This window comes from Streptomyces sp. NEAU-174, assembly GCF_052665095.1.
The window spans coordinates 132268-154205 of sequence record NZ_JBQTCE010000005.1 but is presented as its reverse complement, the minus strand read 5'-3'; the positions used below and the strand labels follow the sequence as shown (position 1 = coordinate 154205).

The 21938-nt window shown below is 71.5% G+C and carries 18 protein-coding genes; 10 read left to right on the top strand and 8 right to left on the bottom strand.

Annotated elements, in window-relative coordinates:
- Positions 1-11: 11 nt before the first annotated feature.
- The 4 genes from ACT2CW_RS16365 to ACT2CW_RS16350 form a co-directional block, all read right to left on the bottom strand.
- Positions 12-839 carry a thioredoxin domain-containing protein gene (locus tag ACT2CW_RS16365; protein WP_445517093.1) on the bottom strand — a complete coding sequence of 276 codons (828 nt, stop codon included), beginning with the start codon at positions 837-839 and terminating at the stop codon, positions 12-14.
- A 63-nt stretch (positions 840-902) separates the two neighbouring features.
- Entirely contained in the window at positions 903-1598 is a 696-nt protein-coding gene (locus ACT2CW_RS16360; RefSeq protein ID WP_233361429.1) for a hypothetical protein, read from the bottom strand.
- Between the two features lie 67 nt (positions 1599-1665).
- Positions 1666-2442: a thioredoxin domain-containing protein gene (locus ACT2CW_RS16355; RefSeq protein WP_445517092.1), complete on the bottom strand. Its 777-nt coding sequence runs from the start codon at positions 2440-2442 to the stop codon at positions 1666-1668.
- Between the two features lie 347 nt (positions 2443-2789).
- Entirely contained in the window at positions 2790-4115 is a 1326-nt protein-coding gene (locus ACT2CW_RS16350) for a DUF2252 domain-containing protein (protein WP_138911111.1), read from the bottom strand.
- 213 nt (positions 4116-4328) lie between these two features.
- On the opposite strand from ACT2CW_RS16350, the gene dnaE reads away from it, so the two are divergent.
- Entirely contained in the window at positions 4329-7874 is a 3546-nt protein-coding gene (gene dnaE, locus ACT2CW_RS16345; protein WP_445517091.1) for a DNA polymerase III subunit alpha, read from the top strand.
- Positions 7875-8023: 149 nt separating this feature from the next.
- Here the strand turns inward: dnaE and ACT2CW_RS16340 are convergent, their stop codons facing one another.
- Complete coding sequence (locus ACT2CW_RS16340; protein ID WP_445517090.1) at positions 8024-8203, bottom strand: hypothetical protein; 180 nt, start codon at positions 8201-8203, stop codon at positions 8024-8026.
- A 324-nt stretch (positions 8204-8527) separates the two neighbouring features.
- On the opposite strand from ACT2CW_RS16340, the gene ACT2CW_RS16335 reads away from it, so the two are divergent.
- The 4 genes from ACT2CW_RS16335 (at position 8528) to ACT2CW_RS16320 (ending at position 13419) form a co-directional block, all read left to right on the top strand.
- Positions 8528-9859, top strand: a complete 1332-nt coding sequence (locus ACT2CW_RS16335) for an NYN domain-containing protein (RefSeq protein ID WP_445517089.1) — start codon at positions 8528-8530, stop codon at positions 9857-9859.
- 636 nt (positions 9860-10495) lie between these two features.
- Positions 10496-11536, top strand: coding sequence for an ABC transporter ATP-binding protein (locus tag ACT2CW_RS16330; RefSeq protein ID WP_138911114.1), 1041 nt, complete (start codon positions 10496-10498; stop codon positions 11534-11536).
- Between the two features lie 300 nt (positions 11537-11836).
- On the top strand, positions 11837-12595 hold the full coding sequence (locus ACT2CW_RS16325; protein WP_020872096.1) for an ABC transporter permease: 759 nt from the start codon (positions 11837-11839) through the stop codon (positions 12593-12595).
- 59 nt (positions 12596-12654) lie between these two features.
- Entirely contained in the window at positions 12655-13419 is a 765-nt protein-coding gene (locus tag ACT2CW_RS16320) for an ABC transporter permease (RefSeq protein ID WP_445517088.1), read from the top strand.
- A gap of 78 nt (positions 13420-13497) precedes the next feature.
- Here the strand turns inward: ACT2CW_RS16320 and ACT2CW_RS16315 are convergent, their stop codons facing one another.
- Positions 13498-14523: a LacI family DNA-binding transcriptional regulator gene (locus tag ACT2CW_RS16315; RefSeq protein WP_164428747.1), complete on the bottom strand. Its 1026-nt coding sequence runs from the start codon at positions 14521-14523 to the stop codon at positions 13498-13500.
- Between the two features lie 190 nt (positions 14524-14713).
- On the opposite strand from ACT2CW_RS16315, the gene ACT2CW_RS16310 reads away from it, so the two are divergent.
- The 5 genes from ACT2CW_RS16310 to ACT2CW_RS16290 all read left to right on the top strand — a co-directional run bounded on the left by ACT2CW_RS16310 (position 14714) and on the right by ACT2CW_RS16290 (position 19728).
- Complete coding sequence (locus ACT2CW_RS16310) at positions 14714-15712, top strand: asparaginase (protein ID WP_164428745.1); 999 nt, start codon at positions 14714-14716, stop codon at positions 15710-15712.
- Complete coding sequence (locus ACT2CW_RS16305; RefSeq protein ID WP_445517087.1) at positions 15705-16583, top strand: polysaccharide deacetylase family protein; 879 nt, start codon at positions 15705-15707, stop codon at positions 16581-16583. Before ACT2CW_RS16310 ends, ACT2CW_RS16305 begins: the two co-directional genes overlap by 8 nt.
- A 203-nt stretch (positions 16584-16786) precedes the next feature.
- Positions 16787-18115 (top strand): MFS transporter, encoded by a 1329-nt coding sequence (locus ACT2CW_RS16300; RefSeq protein WP_445517086.1) that lies wholly within the window; start codon positions 16787-16789, stop codon positions 18113-18115.
- A gap of 61 nt (positions 18116-18176) precedes the next feature.
- Positions 18177-18959, top strand: a complete 783-nt coding sequence (locus ACT2CW_RS16295) for an SDR family NAD(P)-dependent oxidoreductase (protein ID WP_311766813.1) — start codon at positions 18177-18179, stop codon at positions 18957-18959.
- A gap of 31 nt (positions 18960-18990) precedes the next feature.
- Positions 18991-19728, top strand: a complete 738-nt coding sequence (locus tag ACT2CW_RS16290) for an SDR family NAD(P)-dependent oxidoreductase (protein ID WP_445517085.1) — start codon at positions 18991-18993, stop codon at positions 19726-19728.
- 843 nt (positions 19729-20571) lie between these two features.
- Here the strand turns inward: ACT2CW_RS16290 and ybaK are convergent.
- Both ybaK and ACT2CW_RS16280 read right to left on the bottom strand, forming a co-directional pair.
- Positions 20572-21069 (bottom strand): Cys-tRNA(Pro) deacylase, encoded by a 498-nt coding sequence (ybaK, locus tag ACT2CW_RS16285; RefSeq protein WP_037948938.1) that lies wholly within the window; start codon positions 21067-21069, stop codon positions 20572-20574.
- Between the two features lie 11 nt (positions 21070-21080).
- Positions 21081-21821: an LON peptidase substrate-binding domain-containing protein gene (locus tag ACT2CW_RS16280; protein ID WP_414082567.1), complete on the bottom strand. Its 741-nt coding sequence runs from the start codon at positions 21819-21821 to the stop codon at positions 21081-21083.
- Between the last annotated feature and the right edge of the window lie 117 nt (positions 21822-21938).

Genomic DNA, 21938 nt, shown 5'->3' with positions numbered 1-21938 from the left:
GGGGCCGGACGCTACTTCTTGAGGTTCTCCTTGACGAGCGGGGTGAACTGGTCCGGGGTCATCGGCGGGTTCTCGCCCACTTGGAGCTTCTTCCCGTTCAGCTTGAAGGACGGGGTGCCGGTGACGTCCTTGGTGTCGTTGAACGTCTTGGACATGGCCAGCGCCCACCGGTCGTAGGTGCCGTTCTTCACGGCCTTCTCGAAGGCCGTGTTGCCCTTGAGCTCCTTGACCTGCTGGGCGACGTCGATGAGCTTCTGGTCGTTCGCGAAGGCGTCATCGGTCTCCTCCGGGTGGTTCTTCGGCGCGTACAGCGCCTCCTTGTAGTCCAGGAACGCCTGCGGGCTGACATCGAGGGCCGCGCCGAGCGCGCTCAGCGCGTTCTTCGAGCCGGCGCCGGGCTGCTGCTTGTTGTCGTCGAGGAAGGTGCCCATGGTGAACTGCGCCTTGTAGGTGCCGTCCTTGATGTCCTTGAGCACGGTCGGGCCGGTGTACTTCTCGAACTGGGAACAGACCGGGCAGCGCATGTCCTCGTAGACGTGCAGGGTGTTCTTGGCCTTCTTGTCGCCGATGACGATCGTCGTGCCCTGGGGGCCGGTGGCGTTGGCGGGCTTGGCGAACGTCTTCTTCTCGGCCGCCGCCCGCCACTTCTGGTTGGGGTTGTCCGAGTTCATGTTGGTGACGGCGTAGCCGATGCCGCCGGCTATCGCGAGGACCGCGACGACCGCGCCGCCGACGAACAGCTGGCGCCGCATCCGGTCCTTCTTGGCCTGGCGCTCGCGCTCGGCACGCAGCCGTTCGCGCGCGGCCTGCTTGTTCTGCTGGCTGTTGCGGTTGCTCATGATGGTTCGATCTCCGTGGGTGTGCGTCGTCAGTGATGCGTACGGGGGTGTGGAGCGCTGTGCTCAGGCAGCGGCCGAGCGGGGCGGTCCACGACGCACCACGGAGTGCACGAGGAGAGGGAGGGCCGGTGCCGGGCGCACCGGACGTACGGGCCGCGGGGCCCGGCGGTGGGGCAGCAGGGCCGCCGCGTGGACCGCGACGGCCAGCAGCAGCGGCCGGAAGGCGAAGGCGGCCACGGAGGCCAGCAGACGGCTCAGGGCGGCCTCGCCGCGGCGCAGCCAGGCCGAGGCGATCAGACCCACCGCGATATGCGCGGCGAGCAGCAGCCAGGGGGTGGCGGAGCTCACGGCGGCCGCCAGCGGGGTGGCGACGCCGTTCTGCGAGACCCCGGGCAGCGGACCGCCGAGGTCGCCGCCGCACAGCACGGTGACGCCCATGGAGCGCAGGGAGCCCGCCACCGGGCCGCCGGACTGTCCGTAACAGGCCTGCTGGCCGGTGGTGAAGATCGTGTCGGCGGCCAGCTCCAGCGGGATCATCAGGGCCGCTATGGACCAGAAGCCCCGCTCCCGGCCCGCCAGGGCGTACGCGACGGCGAAGACGGCCACCGCGAGCGCGGCGACGGTGCCCAGCGGCAGCGGGGCCCGCGTCAGCAGGACATGCGAAGCCGAGGACAGCGTGACACACAGCGCCGTGAAGAGCGCCGCGCGCACTGTCCTCAGCTGCGGTCCGGTGCCGTCCATGACTTCGAATTCTGCCATGAACGGCTGTAGGGACCATGTGAAGAACCGGCCCGGCGGCCGACCACCCGCCCCTGACCTGCGCGTTTCACCTCTTGAGCGTTTTGTCCACCGCGTCTGTGAACTCCGCCGCGGTCGCGGGGGTGGAGCCGCCGCTGCCGGTGAGCTGGGAGCCGTCGAGCTTGACGGTGGGGGTGCCGCTCACCCCGGAGGCGTCGAAGTCGGCGATCATCTTCTTCGCCCAGGGGTCGTAGGTGCCCTCGCGGAGAGCCTCCCGGAAGGAGGCGTTCGTCTTGAGCGCGTACACCTCCTGGGAGACGGTCAGCAGCTGGTCGTCGTCGGCGTAGGAGTCCTCGCTCTCCTCGGGGTGGTTCTTCGACGACATCAGCGCGGCCTTGTAGTCGAGGAAGGTGTCGGGGCTCACGTCCAGGGCCGCCCCGAGGGCGCTCAGGGCGTTCGCGGAGCCGCCGCCGCCCATGTTCTTGTCGAGGATGGCGGCGAAGTGGAACGAGGCCTTGTACTTGCCGGACTTGATGTCCTTGGCGATGGTCGGCCCGACCGCCTGGTCGAAGGAGGCGCACGGCGGGCAGCGCAGATCCTCGTAGACGTCGAGGGTGTGCTTGGCCCCGGCCTCGCCGATCACCACGGTGGTGCCGCCGGGCCCGGAGCTGTGGGCGGGCGTGACGAGGTTTCCCGGGCCCTGTGAGCCACCGGAGGCGTCCGGCTCCCCGGATCCGTCCGAGCCGCCGGAGCCCGGCGCTCCCGGTGGGCCCTGGACGACATCGTCCGACGAGCCGCCCCGGGAGCCCTTGCCGTCATCCGTGACCACGAGAACGCCCGCGACCACCGAGGCGGCGGCCGCCACCGCGATGACGGCCGTAAGGCCGCCATTGCGCCGCCGGTCCGCCGGGCCAGGGGCACCGGGGGCAACTGGGGCGCCGGGAACTTCGGGAGCGCCGCCCCAGGGCCCGCCTCCAGGGCCCGGCGGCGGGCCCTGGGGCGGCGGGGGAGCGGGCGGGAAGCCCGGAGGCTGATCCGGGGGCGGCGGCTGACCCGGCTGCTGGTACGGATTCTGCTGCGGGTCTCGCTCGCCCCCCGGCGGCTGCTGTCCAGGCCACATGACCGTCAACGATAGGGGGGCGAGCGCACCCCGGCCATGGCCGGGGTGGTGATCAACGGTCCTGGGGGGACGGGTGCCCCCCAGGGAGGCGATCAGAGGCCGGGGATGCGGCCGTTGCGGAAGAGGTCCACGAAGATCTGGTGGTCGGCCCGGGCGCGGGCACCGTAAGAGTGCGCGAAGTCCACCAGGAGCTCGGCGAAGCCGTCCTCGTCGGCGGCGATCACCGCGTCGATGGCGCGCTCGGTGGAGAACGGCACCAGGGAGTGGCCGCTCTGGTCGTCCGCGGCCGCGTGCATGGTGGCCGTGGCCCGGCCCAGGTCGGCCACGACCGCCGCGATCTCGGCCGGGTCGTCGATGTCGGACCAGTCCAGGTCCACCGCGTACGGCGACACCTCGGCCACCAGCTGCCCCGCCCCGTCCAGCTCGGTCCAGCCCAGCCACGGGTCGGCGTGGGCCTGGAGCGCGCGCTGGGAGATCACCGTGCGGTGGCCCTCGTGGTGGAAGTACGACCGCACCTGTTCATCGGTGATGTGCCGGGAGACCGCCGGGGTCTGCCCCTGCTTCATGTAGATCACCACATCGTTCTCCAGGGCGTCGCTGTTGCCCTCCAGGAGGATGTTGTACGAGGGGAGCCCGGCGCTGCCGATGCCGATGCCCCGGCGGCCCACCACGTCCTTGACGCGGTAGGAGTCCGGGCGCGAGAGACTGGACTCGGGGAGCGTCTCCAGATAGCCGTCGAAGGCGGCCAGGACCTTGTAGCGGGTGGCCGCGTCCAGCTCGATGGACCCGCCGCCGGCCGCGAAGCGGCGCTCGAAGTCGCGGATCTCGGTCATCGAGTCCAGCAGCCCGAAGCGGGTCAGCGAGCGGGCGTCGCGCAGCGCGTCCAGCAGCGGGCCCTCCGCGGTCTCCAGGGTGAAGGGCGGCACCTCGTCGTTCTTGGCGCCGGTGGCCAGGGCGTGGATGCGCTCGCGGTAGGCGCCGGCGTACGTCCGCACCAGCTCGGTGATCTTCTCGTCGCTGAGCGCCTTGGTGTAGCCGATGAGCGCCACGGAGGCGGCGAAGCGCTTGAGGTCCCAGGTGAAGGGGCCGACATACGCCTCGTCGAAGTCGTTCACATTGAAGATCAGCCGGCCGTTGGCGTCCATGTACGTACCGAAGTTCTCGGCGTGGAGGTCGCCGTGGATCCACACCCGGCTGGTGCGGTCGTCCAGGTACGGTCCGCCGGAGCGCTCCCGCTCCACATCGGAATAGAACAGGCAGGCGGTGCCGCGGTAGAACGCGAACGCCGAGGCGGCCATCTTCCGGAACTTGACGCGGAAGGCGGCCGGGTCGGCGGCGAGCAGCTCGCCGAAGGCGGTGTCGAATACGGCGAGGATGTGCTCGCCGCGCTGTTCCGCCTGGGTCTGCTGGGTCGACATCGCGGAACGCCTCCTGGGCATGAGAGAGATGATCGGTGGGGCAGATACGACAGGGTATGTTCCGTCTCGCCGGGTGCGCGGGAAGACCGGATGCCCCGTCGGGATCAACGCCTGAGGCTACCCGCGAGTGCCCGGCTCTTGTCAGTGCGGAGGGGTAACCTTCGGAGCTGTCTCGCACTGCCGTCATCGATTGTTCGCCGGAGGTCTTCCACCGTGACCAAGCCGCCCTTCACGCACCTGCATGTCCATACCCAGTACTCGCTGCTGGACGGTGCGGCGCGGCTCAAGGACATGTTCAACGCGTGCAACGAGATGGGCATGACCCACATCGCCATGACCGACCATGGCAACCTCCACGGCGCGTACGACTTCTACCAGCAGGCGATGGGCGCGGGGGTCACCCCGATCATCGGCATCGAGGCGTATGTGGCCCCCGAGTCGCGGCGCTACAAGCGGCGGGTGCAGTGGGGCCAGCCGCACCAGAAGCGCGATGACGTCTCCGGCTCCGGTGGTTACACCCACAAGACCATCTGGGCGTCGAACAAGACCGGTCTGCACAACCTCTTCCGGCTCTCCTCGGACGCCTATATGGAGGGTTACTTCGTCAAGTGGCCGCGGATGGACAAGGAGACCATCGCCCAGTGGTCCGAGGGCCTGATCGCCTCCACCGGCTGCCCCTCGGGCGAGCTCCAGACCCGGCTGCGGCTCGGTCAGTTCGACGAGGCCCTCAAGGCCGCCTCCGAGTACCAGGACATCTTCGGCAAGGACCGGTACTTCCTGGAGCTGATGGACCACGGCATCGAGATCGAGCGCCGGGTCCGGGACGGGCTGCTGGAGATCGGCAAGAAGCTGGGCATCCCGCCGCTGGTCACCAATGACTCGCACTACACCTACTCCCGCGAGTCCGCGGCGCACGACGCGCTGCTGTGCGTCCAGACCGGCAAGAACCTCTCCGACCCGGACCGCTTCCGCTTCGACGGCACCGGCTACTACCTCAAGTCCACCGACGAGATGTACGCCATCGACTCCTCGGACGCCTGGCAGGAGGGGTGCCGCAACACCCTCCTGGTGGCCGAGCAGATCGACAACACCGGCTGGTTCGAGAAGCGCGACCTGATGCCGCGGTTCGACGTGCCCGAGGGGTACACCGAGGTCACCTGGTTCCAGGAGGAGGTCCGCAAGGGGATGGCCAAGCGCTTCCCCGGCGGCGTCCCCGAGGACCGGCAGAAGCTCGCCGAGTACGAGATGGACGTCATCATCCAGATGGGGTTCCCGGGCTACTTCCTCGTGGTCGCGGACTTCATCATGTGGGCCAAGAACAACGGCATCGCGGTGGGCCCCGGCCGAGGCTCCGCGGCCGGTTCGATCGTCTCGTACGCCCTGGGCATCACCGACCTCGATCCGGTCGAGCACGGGCTGATCTTCGAGCGGTTCCTCAACCCCGAGCGTGTGTCCATGCCCGATGTCGACATCGACTTCGACGAGCGCAGGCGCGGCGAGGTCATCCGGTACGTGACCGAGAAATACGGCGCCGACAAGGTCGCCCAGATCGGCACCTACGGCACCATCAAGGCCAAGAACGCCATCAAGGACTCCGCCCGCGTGCTCGGCTATCCGTACGCGATGGGCGACCGCATCACCAAGGCCATGCCCGCCGACGTCCTCGGCAAGGGCATCCCGCTCTCCGGCATCACCGACGAGAAGCACCCCCGCTACAGCGAGGCGGGCGAGGTGCGCGGGATGTACGAGAACGAGCCGGATGTGAAGAAGGTCATCGACACCGCGCGCGGAATCGAGGGCCTGGTCCGGCAGATGGGCGTGCACGCGGCCGGTGTGATCATGTCCAGCGAGACGGTCACCGACCATGTGCCCGTCTTCTCGCCGAAGAACGACGGCCAGGTCGTGACCCAGTGGGACTACCCCACCTGTGAGTCGCTCGGCCTGCTGAAGATGGACTTCCTCGGCCTGCGCAACCTCACCATCATGGACGACGCCGTCAAGATGGTGCGCGCCAACAAGGGCATCGACCTCAAGCTGCTCGATCTGTCCCTGGACGACCCCAAGACCTTCGAACTGCTCTGCCGCGGTGACACCCTGGGCGTCTTCCAGTTCGACGGCGGCCCCATGCGCTCCCTGCTGCGCATGATGAAGCCCGACCACTTCGAGGACATTTCCGCCGTCTCGGCCCTCTACCGGCCGGGCCCGATGGGCATGAACTCGCACATCAACTACGCGCTGCGGAAGAACGGCCAGCAGGAGATCACCCCGATCCACCCCGAGCTGGAGGAGCCGCTCAAGGAGGTCCTGGGCATCACCTACGGCCTCATCGTGTACCAGGAGCAGGTGCAGAAGGCCGCCCAGGTGCTCGCGGGCTACTCGCTCGGACAGGCCGACCTGCTCCGCCGCGCGATGGGCAAGAAGAAGCAGGAGGTCCTCGACAAGGAGTTCGTGCCCTTCCAGAAGGGCTGCCGCGAGCGCGGCTACTCCGACGAGGCCATCAAGGCGGTGTGGGACGTCCTGGTCCCGTTCGCCGGATACGCGTTCAACAAGGCGCACTCCTCCGCGTACGGCCTGGTCACCTACTGGACCGCGTACCTCAAGGCCAACTACCCCGCCGAGTACATGGCGGCGCTGCTCACCTCGGTCCGCGACGACAAGGACAAGTCGGCGGTCTATCTGAACGAATGCCGCCGCATGGGCATCAAGGTGCTGCCGCCGAACGTCAATGAGTCCGAGGCCAACTTCACCGCCCAGGGTGATGATGTGATCCTCTTCGGTCTCACGGCGGTCCGGAACGTCGGTCAGAACGTGGTGGAGGCGATCATCCGCGGCCGCAAGGCCAAGGGGAAGTACGCCTCGTTCCCGGACTACCTGGACAAGGTCGAGGCGGTCGTCTGCAACAAGCGCACCACCGAATCGCTGATCAAGGCGGGCGCCTTCGACGAGATGGGCCACACCCGTAAGGGGCTCATGGCGCACTACGAGGCCCTGATCGACAATGTGGTCGCCGTCAAGCGCAAGGAGGCCGAGGGGCAGTTCGACCTCTTCGGCGGCATGGGCGGCGACGGCGGGGACGGCGACGGGCCGGGCTTCGGGCTCGACGTCGAGTTCGCGGACGTCGAATGGGACAAGACCTATCTGCTGGCCCAGGAGCGGGAGATGCTGGGCCTGTATGTCTCCGACCATCCGCTGTTCGGCATCGAGCATGTGCTGAACGAGAAGGCGGATGCCGCGATCTCCGCGCTCACCGGCGGTGAGCACGCGGACGGCGCGATCGTCACCATCGGTGGCATCATCTCTGGCCTCCAGCGCAAGATGACCAAACAGGGCAACGCCTGGGCGATCGCCACCGTGGAGGACCTGGCCGGCTCCATCGAGTGCATGTTCTTCCCGGCCACCTATCAGCTGGTCTCCACGCAGCTGATCGAGGACGTGGTCGTCTTCGTCAAGGGGCGGCTGGACAAGCGCGAGGACGTGCCCCGGCTGGTCGCCATGGAGCTGATGGTCCCCGATCTTTCCGAGGCGGGCGCCGACGCGCCCGTGACGATCACCATTCCCACGGTCAAGGTCACCCCGCCGCTGGTCGAGAAGCTGGGCGAGGTGCTCACCCACCACCGCGGCTCCACCGAGGTGCGGATCAAGCTCCAGGGGGCGCGGAAGACCACCGTGCTGCGGCTCGACCGGCACCGCGTCACCGCCGACCCGGCGCTCTTCGGCGATCTCAAGGTGCTGTTGGGGGCGTCCTGCCTGGCCGGGTGACGGCCCGGCTACGACGAAGGCAATGAAGAACGTCCAAGGGGCGCGCCCGTGTCGGGCGCGCCCCTTGTGGCCATGTCACACGGCCTGACACCGCGGGGGCCAAGCGCCGGTGGCTCAGCGCCGGTGGTCCAGCGCCGGTGCGCGGTGCGTCAGTTGTGGCCGAAGCTCTTCTGCCGGTCCTTGCGCGGCGTCGAGGGGCTGCCCTCCGCCCGCATCGCCTGCGACTGCGCGTCCATCGAGGACTGCTGGTCGGCGGGGCGGTCGGCCATGCCCCGCTCCTGACGCCGCTCCTGCTGCTGCTTGCGATCGCGGTTCTTGTTCTTGCCCATGGTGGTGTTCCTCCAGTTGGGATCAGCCCCCCGGTGAAGGACCCTCCGGGAGATGCCCTCCGGGACGCCCTTCGGAAGAAGCCCGAAGAAGCCCTTCGGGAAGAACAGTGACATGCTGCGGTGACCCGTGCATTTCGGGCAATTACGGTGAGTGAGAAGGGGGGTCTTGGCGGGTAGGCCGTATCCGCCACGCCGGTGATCCAGTTCGGACTGATAACCCCCGCACGGTCGGGCAGACTCGAAGGAAAGCCGAAAGACCACATCCGGGGACGGCTGTGCGCGGGGGGCGACCGAGGACTGATTCGTCAGGGAAGAGGGTGGAACGTGGACCGCTGCGTCGTCCTGGTGGACGCCGGGTACCTGCTGGGCGCCGCCGCGAGCCTGCTGGCCGGGGAGCCCGCCCGATCGCGCATCTCCGTCGACCACGCGACCCTGATCCAGGGCCTGCGGGAGCGGGCGGAGGCCGAGACCGAACGTCCGCTGCTGCGGATCTACTGGTTCGACGGCGCCCCCGACCGCGTACCCCAGCCCGAGCACCGGCGGCTGCGGGTGATGCCCCGGGTGACCGTGCGGCTCGGCGCGCTCACCCGCAGCGACGGCCGCTGGGCCCAGAAGGGCGTGGACGCCGCCATGCACGCCGAGCTCACCGAGCTCGCCCGCAACCGGGCCTGCTCCGACATCGTCCTCGTCACCGGCGACGGGGACCTGCTGCCCGGGCTGATGTCGGCCAAGGAGCACGGGGTCGCCGTCCACCTCTGGGCGGTGCAGGCCGCCGACGGCGACTACAACCAGTCCGAGGACCTCGTGGCCGAGGCCGATGAGCGGCGCGTCCTGGACCGCGTCTGGATCACCCGGGCGGTGCGCGCCAAGGAGCTTCCCGGGCCCTGTACGCCCGTCTCCGAGCCGCGCCCGGAGATCGCGGCCATTCTCTCCGCCCCGCTGCCGGAGACCGCCACGGCCGCCGCTGCCGCTGCCGCCGCGGCTGCGGCGTCGCCCGGCGCGGGGGAGGCGGCCTCCGGCCGCAACGGTGCCGCCCGGCCCGGCGCCGACGGGAGCGGCCCGGCCGACGACCCCGGGCGTCCCGCCGCCGCGGCCGCCGAGGCGGGCGCGGACGTCGCGGCGGGGGCCGCGGCCAAGGGTGTGCCCACCCCCAAGGACCTCGCCGACCTGGGCCGCGGCCCCGCCGGCCCTGCCGGGCCCGGCGGCCAGGCGGACCGGCCGGCGGCCGGCGCCACGCTGCGCTGGTCCTCCGACAAGGGCTGGATCGACCGGGGCCCCGGCTCCGGGGTGGGGGAGCCGCCGGAGACCGCCAACCTCCCCATGCTGGCCCAGCTCACCAGCGCCGAGCAGCGCTGGGCCGACCGTGAGGAGGACATCACCGCGGTCAGCGGCGACCCGTTCGAGGTCGGCCAGGTCTTCGCCCGCCGCTGGACCGAACGGCTCGCCGATTCGGGCCATCTCCAGCAGCTCTCCACGGAGTACCCCCGCATCCCGCACCGCATCGACGGCGAACTGCTGCGCTACGCGGCCCGCTTCGGGCTGCTGGCCCACAAGGACGACCAGATCGACGAGCACGACCGCTATGCGATCCGGGCGGGCTTCTGGCGCGAGATCGACCTCCGCTCGGCAGCGGAACACGCCCAAACCGGCGGCTAGGCCCATCCAGCGGCCCGCACCGCCCACGGCGTGCTGCTCCCCTCCCCGCCCCTTCCCGAAACCGGGGCTCCGCCCCAGCCCCCGAAACCGGGGGCTCCGCCTCAGCCCCCGAAACCGGGGGCTCCGCCTCAGCCCCCAAGCCGGGGCTCCGCCTCAGCCCCGAAGCCGGGGCTCCGCCTCAGCCCCGAAGCCGGGGCTCCGCCTCAGCCCCGAAGCCGGGGCTCCGCCTCAGCCCCGAAGCCGGGGCTCCGCCCCAGCCCCCGAAGCCGGGGCTCCGCCCCAACCCCCAAGCCGGGGCTCCGCCCCAGCCCCCGGGCCGGGGCTCCGCTCAGGCTCCCGGTTCGGGGCTCTGCCCCAGACTCCGGGCCGGGGCTTCGCCCCTTCCCGCAGTGTCGATTTGTGGCTCTGTCGTGTGGTGGGGCCCGCCATGGGCCTCGGGGTCCAGGGGCGGAGCCCCTGGTATCGGGAAGGGGCGGGGAGGGGGAAAGCGCCCTCTTGCGGCTTCGCCGCGTGGTGTGCCGGACGCGCCGTCGGCCGCGTTGCGGGCCCGTCCCGCGAATCGCGGTTCGAGGGGCCCGAGGGGCCCGAGGGCCCCGAAGGCGGGAGTGGGTGTTTGGGCGCGTACCCTCATAGCTCGTGAGGACGGGCGCGAAACAGGCGACGAGTGGCGATCTGGTGTGCACCGTGCGCGGCCTGGTAAAGACCTATCCCGCGGCGCGCGGCCGCCGCGGCGCGCCCGCCACACCCGCCGTCCGGGCCAGCGACGGCATCGACCTCGATGTGGTGCGCGGCGAGGTCTTCGGGCTGCTCGGACCCAACGGCGCCGGCAAGTCCACCCTCGTACGGCAGCTCACCGGCCTGCTGCGGCCCGACGAGGGCCAGGTGCGGGTGCTCGGCCACGATCTCGTACGCCACCCCGAGCGCGCCGCCCGGCTGCTCGGCTATCTCGGCCAGGACTCGACCGCGCTGGACGAGCTGACCGTCTCCCTCGCCGCCGAGACCACCGCGCGGCTGCGCGGCCTGGAGACCCGCGCGGCCCGCGCCGAGCGCGACGCGGTGATCGAGGAGCTGGGGCTCGGCGAGGTCGCCGGGCGCCCGCTGAAGAAGCTCTCCGGGGGCCAGCGGCGGCTGGCCTGCGTCGCCGCCGCGCTGGTGGGGGAGCGGCCGCTGCTGGTGCTGGACGAGCCCACCAGCGGGATGGACCCCGTCGCCCGGCGCGCCGTATGGGCGGCCGTGGACCGGCGGCGGGCCGAGCGGGGCGTGACGGTGGTGCTGGTCACCCACAACGTGATCGAGGCGGAGACGGTGCTGGACCGGGTCGCCGTGCTGGACCGCGGCCGGGTCATCGCCTGCGACACGCCCGCCGGGCTCAAGGCGCTGGTGGCCGACGAGGTGCGGCTGGAGCTGGTGTGGCGCACCGAGCCGCCGCTGGAGGTGCCCGAGGTCGCCGCCCTGTGGAAAACCGCCGAGGCGGCCCGAGCCGCCGGTGGCGCTTCCGGGCGGCGCTGGACGCTCCGGCTGCCGCCGGACGACGCGCGCGCCGCCATCGCCACCGTGACCGGCGGCCCCGCCTTCGCCGCGCTGGACGATTTCACCCTTGCCACGCCGAGCCTGGAGGATGTGTACATCGCCCTGGGGGGCCGTGCGGAGGGCGCGGAGGGGCTGGTGAAGGCGTGACCGCCGGGGCGAGCCGGTGAACGCGTCGGTGACCGTGACCGTATTCAAGCCGCAAGAGGCGAAGAGGAGCAGCACAACGTGAGTGTCATGCCCGCCGTGTCCGGGGTTTCCGGTGTATCCGGTGTGCCCGGGGCCACTGGTGTGCCTGGTGTGCCTGGTGTGTCCGGTGCGTCTGCTGGGCTGCCCGGTGCGTCCGGCGTCTCCGGTACCCCGGGGGCGTCCGGTGTCTCCGGTGACGCTGGTACCTCGGGTGCGTCCGGTGTCTCCGGGGCGTCCGGTGACGCCGGTGAGGCCGGTGACATGCCCGCGCCGCTGGCGGCCCGGGCGCGGCTCTTCCCCGCGCTCGTCGCGGTCTACCGCGCCCAGCTCTCACGGGCCCGGGTGGCCCGGATCCCGCTGCTCTTCGTGGCCACCTTCCAGTCCATCGGGATCATGATCCTGATGCGCGGGGTGGTGGACGGCGGAAGCGAGGCGCGGTCGGTGGTGGCCGGGTCGAGCGTGCTGGTCGTCGCCTTCGTGGCGCTCAACCTGCTCGCGCAGTACTTCGGCCAGCTGCGGGCCAGCGGCGGTCTCGACCACTACGCGACCCTGCCGGTGCCGCCCTCGGCCGTGGTGCTCGGGGCGGCCGCCGCGTACGCCTCCTTCACCGTGCCCGGGACCGCCGTCACCGCGGTGATGGGCAGTGTGCTCTTCCAACTGCCCATGACCAACCTGTGGATCCTCCTCGCCGTGATCCCCCTGTCCGGCGCCGCCCTCGCCGGACTCGGCGCCGCACTGGGGCTGCTCGCCCCGCGCCAGGAACTCGCCACGCTGTGCGGGCAGTTGGGGATGTCCGCCGCGCTGCTGCTCGGCGTGCTGCCCGCGGCCCGGATGCCGCAGGTGGTGTCGTACGCGCGCGATCTGCTGCCGTCGACGTACGGTGTGGAGGCCCTGGCCCGGTCCTTCGACGGACAGCCCGACTGGTGGGTGGTCTGCGCCGACCTCGGGGTGTGCGCCGGAGTGGCCGTGGTGTCCCTCGCCGCCGCGACCTGGGCCTATCGGCGGGCGGCGGTGCGGTGACGCGCCGCAGCGAACGTCCCGCCGACCGAAGTACGCCGTCCGCCTGGCACGATGACGGGGTGACCGCACCGTTGACGCCGCATGATCAGCACTCGCCGCACGACGAGCCCGCCGAGGGCCGGCCGCCGTCCCATGAGCAGCCCGCCGGGGACGCCGCCGTGCCGTACCCCACCGGGTATCCCGCGCACCCGGGGCAGGCTTCGGGGCATCCGGAGCACGCCGGGCACACCGAGCACGCCGAGCACTCTGATGAGCACGCCGAGTTCTCGGAGCACTCCGAGCACTCCGAGCCCGGGCCCGAGTTGCGTGCCGAACTGGTGCAGGCGTCGCTGGTCGCCATCGCGGTGGCGGTCTCCGGGGTGCTTCTCGGGCTGCTGTGGCTGTGGTTGGCGCCGAAGGTCCCCCTGGTCTCGGACGGCTCCGCCGTCTATCTGAAGAACTCGGAAGGGGAGGACGCGGTCGGCGCGGACGGGATGTTCACGCTGCTCGGGCTCGCCTTCGGCGCCGTCTCGGCCATCATCGTCTTTCTGCTCTTCCGCCACGGCGGTATCGCGCTGGTCGTCGGGCTGGCGATCGGCGGGGTGCTCGCCTCGGTGATCGCCTGGCGGCTGGGCGTATGGCTGGGGCCCACCTCGGACGTCGTGGCGCACGCCAAGGCGGCCGGTAAGGGCGTCACCTTCGACGGGCCGCTCAAGCTGGGCGCGAAGGGTGCGCTGCTGGCGTGGTCGGTGGCGGCGATGGTGATCCACCTGGCGCTGACCGGCCTCTTCGGCCCCCGGGATCCGGAGCCGGGTCCGGCGGGGCAATGGCAGGGCGCCAAGTAGCCGCCCTGGCCTCAAGGCCTTCCGGGGGCTCCCCTGGCCGGAGCCCCCGGGCCGGCGAGACCGGAGCCCCTGGGCCAGTCAGCGAGAGGGCACGCTGGAGGCGCGGACGATGAGTTCGGGGCGCAGCCGCTTGGACTCCACGGCCTCGCCCTCCAGCAGCCGCAGCAGCGTCCGCAGCCCCTCGCGCCCCATGTCGAGCATGGGTGACCGCACCGTCGTCAGCGGCACCGGCAACTCCGCCGCCAGCGGCGTGTCGTTGAAGCCCACGACGGCCACATCGTCCCCCGCCCGCAGCCCCTGGTTGCGCAGCGCGCCTATCGCGCCGATGGCCGCGAAGTCGTTGACCGCGAAGATGGCCGTGGGGGGGTTCGGGGTGTCCAGCAGCCGCGCCGTCGCGGCGTGGCCGCCGGAGACGTCGAAGCGGGACTGGGCGATGCGGTCCGCCGGAACGGACAGCCCCGCCTCCCGATAGCGGTCCACCAGGCCCGCGGTGCGGTCGATACCGGTACTGGCATACGGCTCGCCCGCGACGACGGCGACATCGCGGTGGCCCAGCTCCAGCAGATGCTCGGCCACCAGCCGTCCGCCGAGATAGTCGTCGCAGGTCACCGAGGGATGGGTCCCCGCGGTGCGGCTGACCAGGACGAACGGAATGCCGCGGTCGGCCACCTCGTCCAGGAACCGCCCGTCCACATACGCGTCGCCGAAGATCATGCCGTCCACGCGCCGTCCGATGACCATATTGGTGCGGGTGCGCTGCGCCTCGGGACGGTCGCCGGTGTTGGCGACGAACGTGGACAGTCCGTGCTCGGCGGCGGCCTCCTCGATGCCCTCGTAGATCGTGGCCAGCACCATGTCGGACAGCCGGGGTACCAGCACGCCCACCAGATTGCTGCGCCGGGTGCGCAGGCTCGTGGCGTGTGGGTTGGGCTGATAGCCGAGTTCGTCGGCGAGGCGGCGGATGCGCTCGACCGTGCTGGTCGAGGCGGCGCGCAGGCTCTCGTCCGGTTTGGCGTGCAGCACCCGCGAGACGGTCGAGACATGCAGACCGAGCTGATCGGCGATGGTGCGCAGGGTGACCGGTCGTGATCGCTGCGTGCCCACTCCGCTCGGCCTCCGGTTGTTCCGCCGCCGCAGCCGGACCTCGGTTACGGCCAGTTGACGCGATGGTAACAGCGGACCTCTTGACACCCGCTGCCGGTGACCCACATCCTACCCAAACGATTGGCCCAAACGTTTGGGTGCGAGATCGAGCCACACAGGAGCGATTTCGCGTCATCGATGAGGAGGCAGGGTGCGCAGGATCGTCGTGCTGTCGACGGGCGGGACCATTGCCACGCGGCAGGACGCCCATGGCACCAGGCTCGCCGCCGAGCCCGCGGACGCCCTGTTGGAGCGGCTCCCGTGGCCGCCGGGGGTGGCGATCGAGGCGAGGGACGTGTTCTGCCTGGGCAGCTATCTGCTGACCCCGGCCGATATGCACGGCGTTGCCCTGGCCGTCCGCGAGGCGCTGGCCGACGAGTCGGTGGCCGGGGTCGTCGTCACCCACGGCACCGACAGCCTGGAGGAGACCGCCTATCTGGTGGATCTCTTCCACGGCGACCCCCGGCCCGTGGTGTTCACCGGGGCGATGCGCCCGGCGGACGCCCCGGACGGCGACGGTCCGCGCAATCTGGCGGACGCGATCGCGGTGGCGGACGCTGTCGCCACCCGCGACCTGGGGGTGCTGGTCTGCTTCGACGGGCAGATCTACCCCGCGCGGGGTACCCGTAAGGCGCACACCACCGCCCCCGCGGCGTTCTCGGCGCCCGACGGCGGGCCGCTGGGACGGGTGGACGACGGCGAGGTGGAGATCTCGGCGGTGCCGGTGCGCCCCAAGCCGCTGGACCTCGCCGCCTTCCGCCCCGACGGGGTCCGTGCCGACATCGTGGCGTGCTACCCCGGATGCGATATCCGGGCCCTGCGCGCGGTGGCCGACGCGGGCGCCCGAGGGGTGGTGCTGGAGGCCACCGGGGCGGGCAACGCCAACCCGGAGGTCGCCGCGGAGGTCGCCCGGCTCACCGCGTCCGGCGTCGTCGTCGCCCTGTCCACCCGGGTGCACGCCGGCCCCGTGGCCGCGCTCTATGGAAACGGCGGCGGCGCGGATCTGGTGCGGGCCGGGGCCGTCCCCACCGGAACCCTGCGTCCCTCCCAGGCGCGGGTCCTGCTCATCGCCCTGCTCGGCGTCCATGGCGATCCGGACCGGGTGCGGGCCGAATTCAATGATTCATTGGAGAGGAATACCCATGGCTAAAGAGATCTTCGTGGCGTTCGGCGTCGATGTCGACGCGGTGGCGGGCTGGCTGGGCTCCTACGGCGGCGAGGACTCGCCTTGTGACATCTCCCGCGGGCTGTTCGCCGGGGAGGTCGGGGTGCCCCGGCTGCTCCGGCTGTTCGAGCGGAAGGAGCTGCGCACCACCTGGTTCATCCCCGGCCACTCCCTGGAGACCTTCCCCGATCAGACCCGTCAGGTGGTTGACGCGGGTCATGAGATCGGCGCCCACGGCTATTCGCACGAGAACCCGATCGCGATGACCCGGGCCCAGGAGAGCGCCATCCTGGACCGCAGCATCGAGCTGATCGAGAGGGTCTCCGGGCGCCGCCCGACCGGCTATGTCGCACCCTGGTGGGAGTTCTCGCCGGTGACCAACGAGCTGCTGATCGAGCGCGGCATCACCTACGACCACTCGCTGATGCACAACGACTTCACGCCCTACTACGTCCGGGTGGGCGACAGCTGGACGAAGATCGACTACTCGCGCCCGGCCGAGGAGTGGATGAAGCCGTTGGTGCGTGGCGAGGAGACCGGACTGGTCGAGATCCCGGCCAACTGGTACCTCGACGACCTGCCGCCCATGATGTTCGTCAAGGCCAGCGCCAACAGCCACGGTTTCGTCTCCCCGCGCGAACTGGAGCGGACCTGGCGCGACCAGTTCGACTGGGTCTACCGCGAAATGGACTACGCGGCCTTCACCATGACGATCCACCCCGATGTCTCCGGCAGGCCCCAGACGCTGCTGATGCTGGAACGGCTCATCGAACACATCGGCGGCCACGAGGGCGTGCGCTGGTCGACCTTCGACGAGATCGCCACCGACTTCAAGGCTCGTTTCCCCCGCGCCTGATCAACCCGTTCGCCGCCCCGCCCCCAGTGCGGTCATCCCGCACATGACGCGGCCCCTTTCCCGGACGACAGGTTTCATGCCGCCAGGCCCCGGCCCCACCCCCGGCCGAAGCACCTCCGTCCCCGCATCTCCGTCCCCGCATCTCCGCTCCCCTCGCCGCGACGGCGCGGCGATCCCCCCGCTTCCGACAAGGGGCACCCGTCATGACCACAGTCTCCTCCGACTCCGTCGCGCCCACCCGCAGACTGCCGCGCATCGGGGTGCGGCCCACCCGTAAGGCAACGGCCATCGCGTTCTTCGCATGGGTCTTCGCCGTCTACGACTACATCCTCTTCGGCACCCTGCTGCCCGAGATCTCCGACCGCTTCGGCTGGAGCGAGGAACGCGCGGCGTTCGTCTCCACCCTGATATCGGCCGGAACGGCCATCGTGGTCCTCGGGGTCGGCCCGCTCGTCGACCGGCTCGGCCGCCGTAAGGGCATGATCCTCACCGTCTCGGGCACCGCGCTGGCATCCGCCGCCTCGGCCGGCACCGTGAATGCCGGGTACCTGGTCGGCGTTCGCTCCCTGGGCGGTATCGGGCTGTCCGAGCAGTCCGTCAACACCACCTATCTGAACGAGATCTACGCCGTCACCGAGGACAAGGCGATCCGCAAGCGCCGCGGCTTCATCTACAGCCTGGTGCAGGCCGGTTGGCCCACCGGCACCCTCGTGGCCGCGGCGTTCGTCGCCGTGTTCCTGCCGCTCGTCGGCTGGCGCGGCTGCTTCCTGCTGGCCACCTTCCCCGCCATCGTGATCGCCCTGCTGCGCCGGGGACTGCCGGAGACCCCGCAGTTCGAGCTCCAGCAACGGCTGCGCCGGCTGCACCGGGAGGGCAGGGCGGACGAGGCCCGGCGGCTCGCCGCGGAATACGGCGTGGACGAGACGCCCTCCGCACCGCTGCTGGAGATCTTCCGCGGCCGCGCCCGGCGCAACACCCTGGTGCTCAGCTTCGCCTGGCTGGCCAACTGGTTCGGCATCCAGACCTTCAGCGTCCTGGGCACCACGGTGCTCACCAAGGCCAAGGGTGTCAGCTTCTCCAACTCCCTGGTGCTCTTCATCGTCATCAACGCCGTGGCCTTCGCCGGATATCTCTTCCACGGCTGGGCCGGTGACCGCTTCGGACGCCGGAATGTGATCGCCTGCGGCTGGATCCTCTCGGGCGTGCTCTTCGCCCTCATGCTCACCGTCGCCCACGGCACCGTCGCCGTGGTGGTGCTCTACTCCCTGGGGATGTTCTTCCTGGTCGGCCCGTACGCGGCGATGCTCTTCTACATGGGCGAGTGCTACGACACCCGCTGCCGGGCCACCGGCACCTCGTTCATCAACGCGTTCAGCCAGCCCGGGGCCATCGCCGCCGGGGCGATCGCCACCGCGATGCTCGCCTCCGGCGCCCACTGGGACCGGACCGCGCTGCTCGTCGGGGCGGTCGGCACCTTCCTGTCCGGCTTCGTGATGTTCGCCGCCCGGCGCGTCGACACCGTCGAGGACTGAAACCCACACCGCAAACCCACGCCTGACATCCATGCCGGAAACCCATCGGGAGAAAACCGCAGTGGCAAGGACAGATCATCCGACCGACCGGCGCGTCGCCGTCATCACCGGGGCGGCCAGCGGCATCGGCCGCGCGCTCGCCGTGGAGTACGCCCGCCACGGGGTGCGCACCGTCATCGGCAGCTACCCCGGCGACCCCCACGACCCCACCGAGACCGAGCGCCTGGTGACGGCGGCGGGCGGGGAGTGCACGCGGTACGAGGTCGATGTGCGGGACCCCGCTCAGGTCGAGGCGTTCGCCGAACACGCCCTTACGGCCTTCGGCCGCCTGGACATCGCCGTGGCCAACGCGGGGGTGCTGCGCCGGGCACCGCTCGATCAGCTCACCGACGACGCCTGGGACGACATGCTCTCCGTCGACCTCACCGGGGTGCTGCGCACCCTGCGCTCCGCCGCGCGGCGGATGGACGGGCCGGGCGCGATGGTGGCCGTGTCCTCCATCGCGGGCGGGGTCTACGGCTGGGGCGACCACGCCCACTACGCCGCCGCGAAGGCCGGTGTGCTCGGGCTGTGCCGCAGTCTCGCGGTCGAACTCGCCCCGCGGGGCATCCGCGTCAACTCCGTCATCCCGGGGCTCATCGAAACCCCCCAGTCCTCCGACCCCGTCAACTCGCTCGGTCCCGAGGGGCTGTCCCGTGCCGCCGGGGACATCCCCTGGGGACGGGTCGGGAGGCCCGGGGAGATCGCCTCCGCGATCGCCTACCTGACCTCGGACGGCGCCTCGTACATCACCGGTCAGAGCCTGGTCGTCGACGGCGGCCTCACCGTAAGGATGCCGGCATGAGGAGCGAACGCCGCATGAGGAGGGAGCGCTGATGGGTGCGCTGGACGGACGGACCGCGTTCATCACCGGCGGGGCCAGCGGCATCGGCCGCGCCGTCGTCGAGGCATATGTGGCCGAGGGCGCCCGGGTGGTGGTCGCCGACCGCGACGCGGAACGGGCCAAGGCCGTGGCCGGGCGGACCGGCGCCGCGGGGCACGCGGCGGTGGACGTGAGCGATCCGGCCGCCGTGGAGGCGGTGGTGTCGGCCGTGGTCGGGGAGTTCGGCGGGATCGACGTCCTCGTCAACGCCGCGGGCATCCTCACCGAGTCACCGCTGATGGAGATGGACCCGCGGGTGTGGTCCGAGACCCTCGCGGTGGATCTGACCGGTGTCTTCCTCTGCTGCCGCTACGCGGTCCCCCAGATGGCGGAACGGGGCTGGGGGAGGGTCATCAACATCGCCTCACAGCTCGGCATCAAGGGCGGCAGGTCGCTGTCCCACTACGCGGCCGCCAAGGCCGGGGTCATCGGGCTGACCAAGTCGCTGGCCCTGGAGGTCGCGGAGCGGGGTGTCCTGGTGAACGCCATCGCACCGGGGCCGATCGACACCCCGCTGGTCGCCGGGATCACCCCGGAGTGGAAGGCGGCCAAACAGGCCGAGCTGCCACTGGGGCGGTTCGGCCGGCCCGAGGAGGTCGCCCCGACCGCCGTGCTGCTCGCCAGCGACCCCGGCGGCAATCTGTACGTCGGCCAGACCCTCGGCCCCAACAGCGGAGATGTGATGCCGTAGCGGCCCTCGGCGCCGGCCGCGGCCCTGTCCTCCCCGCGTCGGGGGCGCACCGGGGACCCGGTGGGCCGGGGCCGGGCCCCTACGGCTCGGGAGCGGCATGCGGAAGGAAGGTGGCGGGATGTGCGGAGCCTGCGGTGAGCGGGGCGCGTTCGACTGGGCGCGGCCCTGGGTCAGCGGGGCCGCCGCCCGCCGGGCGGTGGCCGCCGCCGCGGTCGGCGCCGTGGACCGGCCCGGGGTGCGGGTGGCGGTCGGAAGCGGCGGCTGGCTGGTGACCGGACCCACCGGAGCGACCACGGCCTGTGCGGGGCTGGTCGCCCTGGTGACCGCCGTACGGCAGTGGGCCCCCGGAGCGGAACCGGCATTCCCGGACCGCGCGCGGCCGTCCGGCCCGCTGTCCGTGCCCGAGGAGGAGGACCGGCGCCGGAGCGTCGTACTGCGCGTCGCCCCGGGCGGGGCCCGCCGCGCCGACGCCGCGTTGGAGGCGCCCGGGACGGTGGCGGTGGTGGACTCCGGGGCCACGGCCCGCGCCGTCGTCGCCGCGCTCGCCTCGCCCCGGTGGTCCCCCCGCCGCTATCTGGAGGCGGTGGAGGGCGTGGCGGACGCCTGGGCCCGTCCGGCGCCCGCCCTGTGGCCGCCGCCGGCCGGCCCGGACCCCTGCGCTCTGGCCGCCGACACCCTGGTCCGGCTCGAGTGGATCCGGCAGAGCGGGCGGCTGGACGGGGACGCGCTCGTCGTCCGGGGCCCGCTCGGTCCCACCGCCGGGTACGACGTGGAGATCCGCGACGGGCACGTGGTGCGGGCCCGCACCTGCCGCGCGAGCCATGAGCGGGCCCGCGGCGAGAGCTACGAGCGGGCGATCGGGGCCACCACCGCGTTCGTCAGCGATGCCAGGTCCTTGGGGGACAGTTCGACCTCCAGACCGCGGCGGCCCGCCGAGACGCAGATCGTCTCGTGGCCGTCGGCCGACGCGTCCAGGGCCGTCGGGAGGCGCTTGCGCTGGCCCAGGGGGGAGATTCCGCCGCGTACGTAGCCCGTGGTGCGCTCGGCCACCGCCGGGTCCGCCATCGTGGCGCGCTTGCCGCCGACCGCCGAGGCGAGCGCCTTGAGGTCGAGCGTGGCAGAGACGGGCACGATGGCGACCGTAAGGCGGTCATCGACGCTCGCGACGAGGGTCTTGAAGACCCGCTCCGGTGCGACGCCGAGCGCCTGGGCGGCCTCCTCGCCGTAGGACGGGGCCGCCGGGTCGTGCTCGTAGGAGTGCACGGTGAAGTCCGTGCCCGCGGCGGTCAGGGCGGTGGTGGCGGGGGTGCCCGCCGAGTTCTTCTTGGTCTTCTTCGGCATGTTCGTCCGCGTCAGTTGGGGCTGGTGGGACCGCGGGTCAGATCGACGGCGGGGAGCGACGGGAGCTTACCGATGACCGCGCTCTCGGCGCGAAGGAGTTTCAGCTCGTCGGCGAGACGGCTCGCGGTGTCCGGCGCCTGGAGCAGCCGCTGCTTCGCGGGCGTGTCGAGCACGGCCGCGGCCGCCACCAGGTAGGAGAGGACGGACGGCTCGCCCGGCAGGTCCTGTTCGGCGGCCAGGGTGCGCTCCCGGGCGCCCGCGAGCCGCTTCTGGTACATCCGGAAGGCCCGTACGACCCCGGAGGCCAGCGCCCCGGCGCCCTCGCCCTGCTCCTCCTCCAGCTCCTTGACCTCGGCCGTCAGATACGGGCCCGAGGAGTCCACGGAGACCAGCTCGAAGCGGGTGGTGCCGGTGGCCAGCACCTCGAAGGTGCCGTCCTCCTGCTCCCGGATGGTGGCCGCGTCCGCCACGCACCCCACGGAGTAGAAGGACTTGGCGGGGTCCGGGCCGAACCCGGCCGTGGGGCCGGGGTCCGGCCGCGTCTGGGTGTCCGGGAGGCCGATCGCGCTCGGCGCGACCTCATGGCCGTCCCTGATCGCGATCACCCCGAACCGGCGCGGCGCGTCCTCGGGGAGCGCCGACAGATCGCGCATCAGGGAGCGGTACCGCTGCTCGAAGACGTTCAGGGGCATGACGAGCCCCGGGAACAGCACCGTGTTCAGCGGGAAGAGCGGAAGGCGCGCGGAGGTCACGGGGCGTAAGCCTAATGGCCCCGCGCGTTCCCTTTCACTGGCGCCGGAGCAACGGTCCCCGAGCAACGGTCCTGGAGCAACGTCCCTGAGCAACGGTCCCCGAGCAATGTCCCGGAG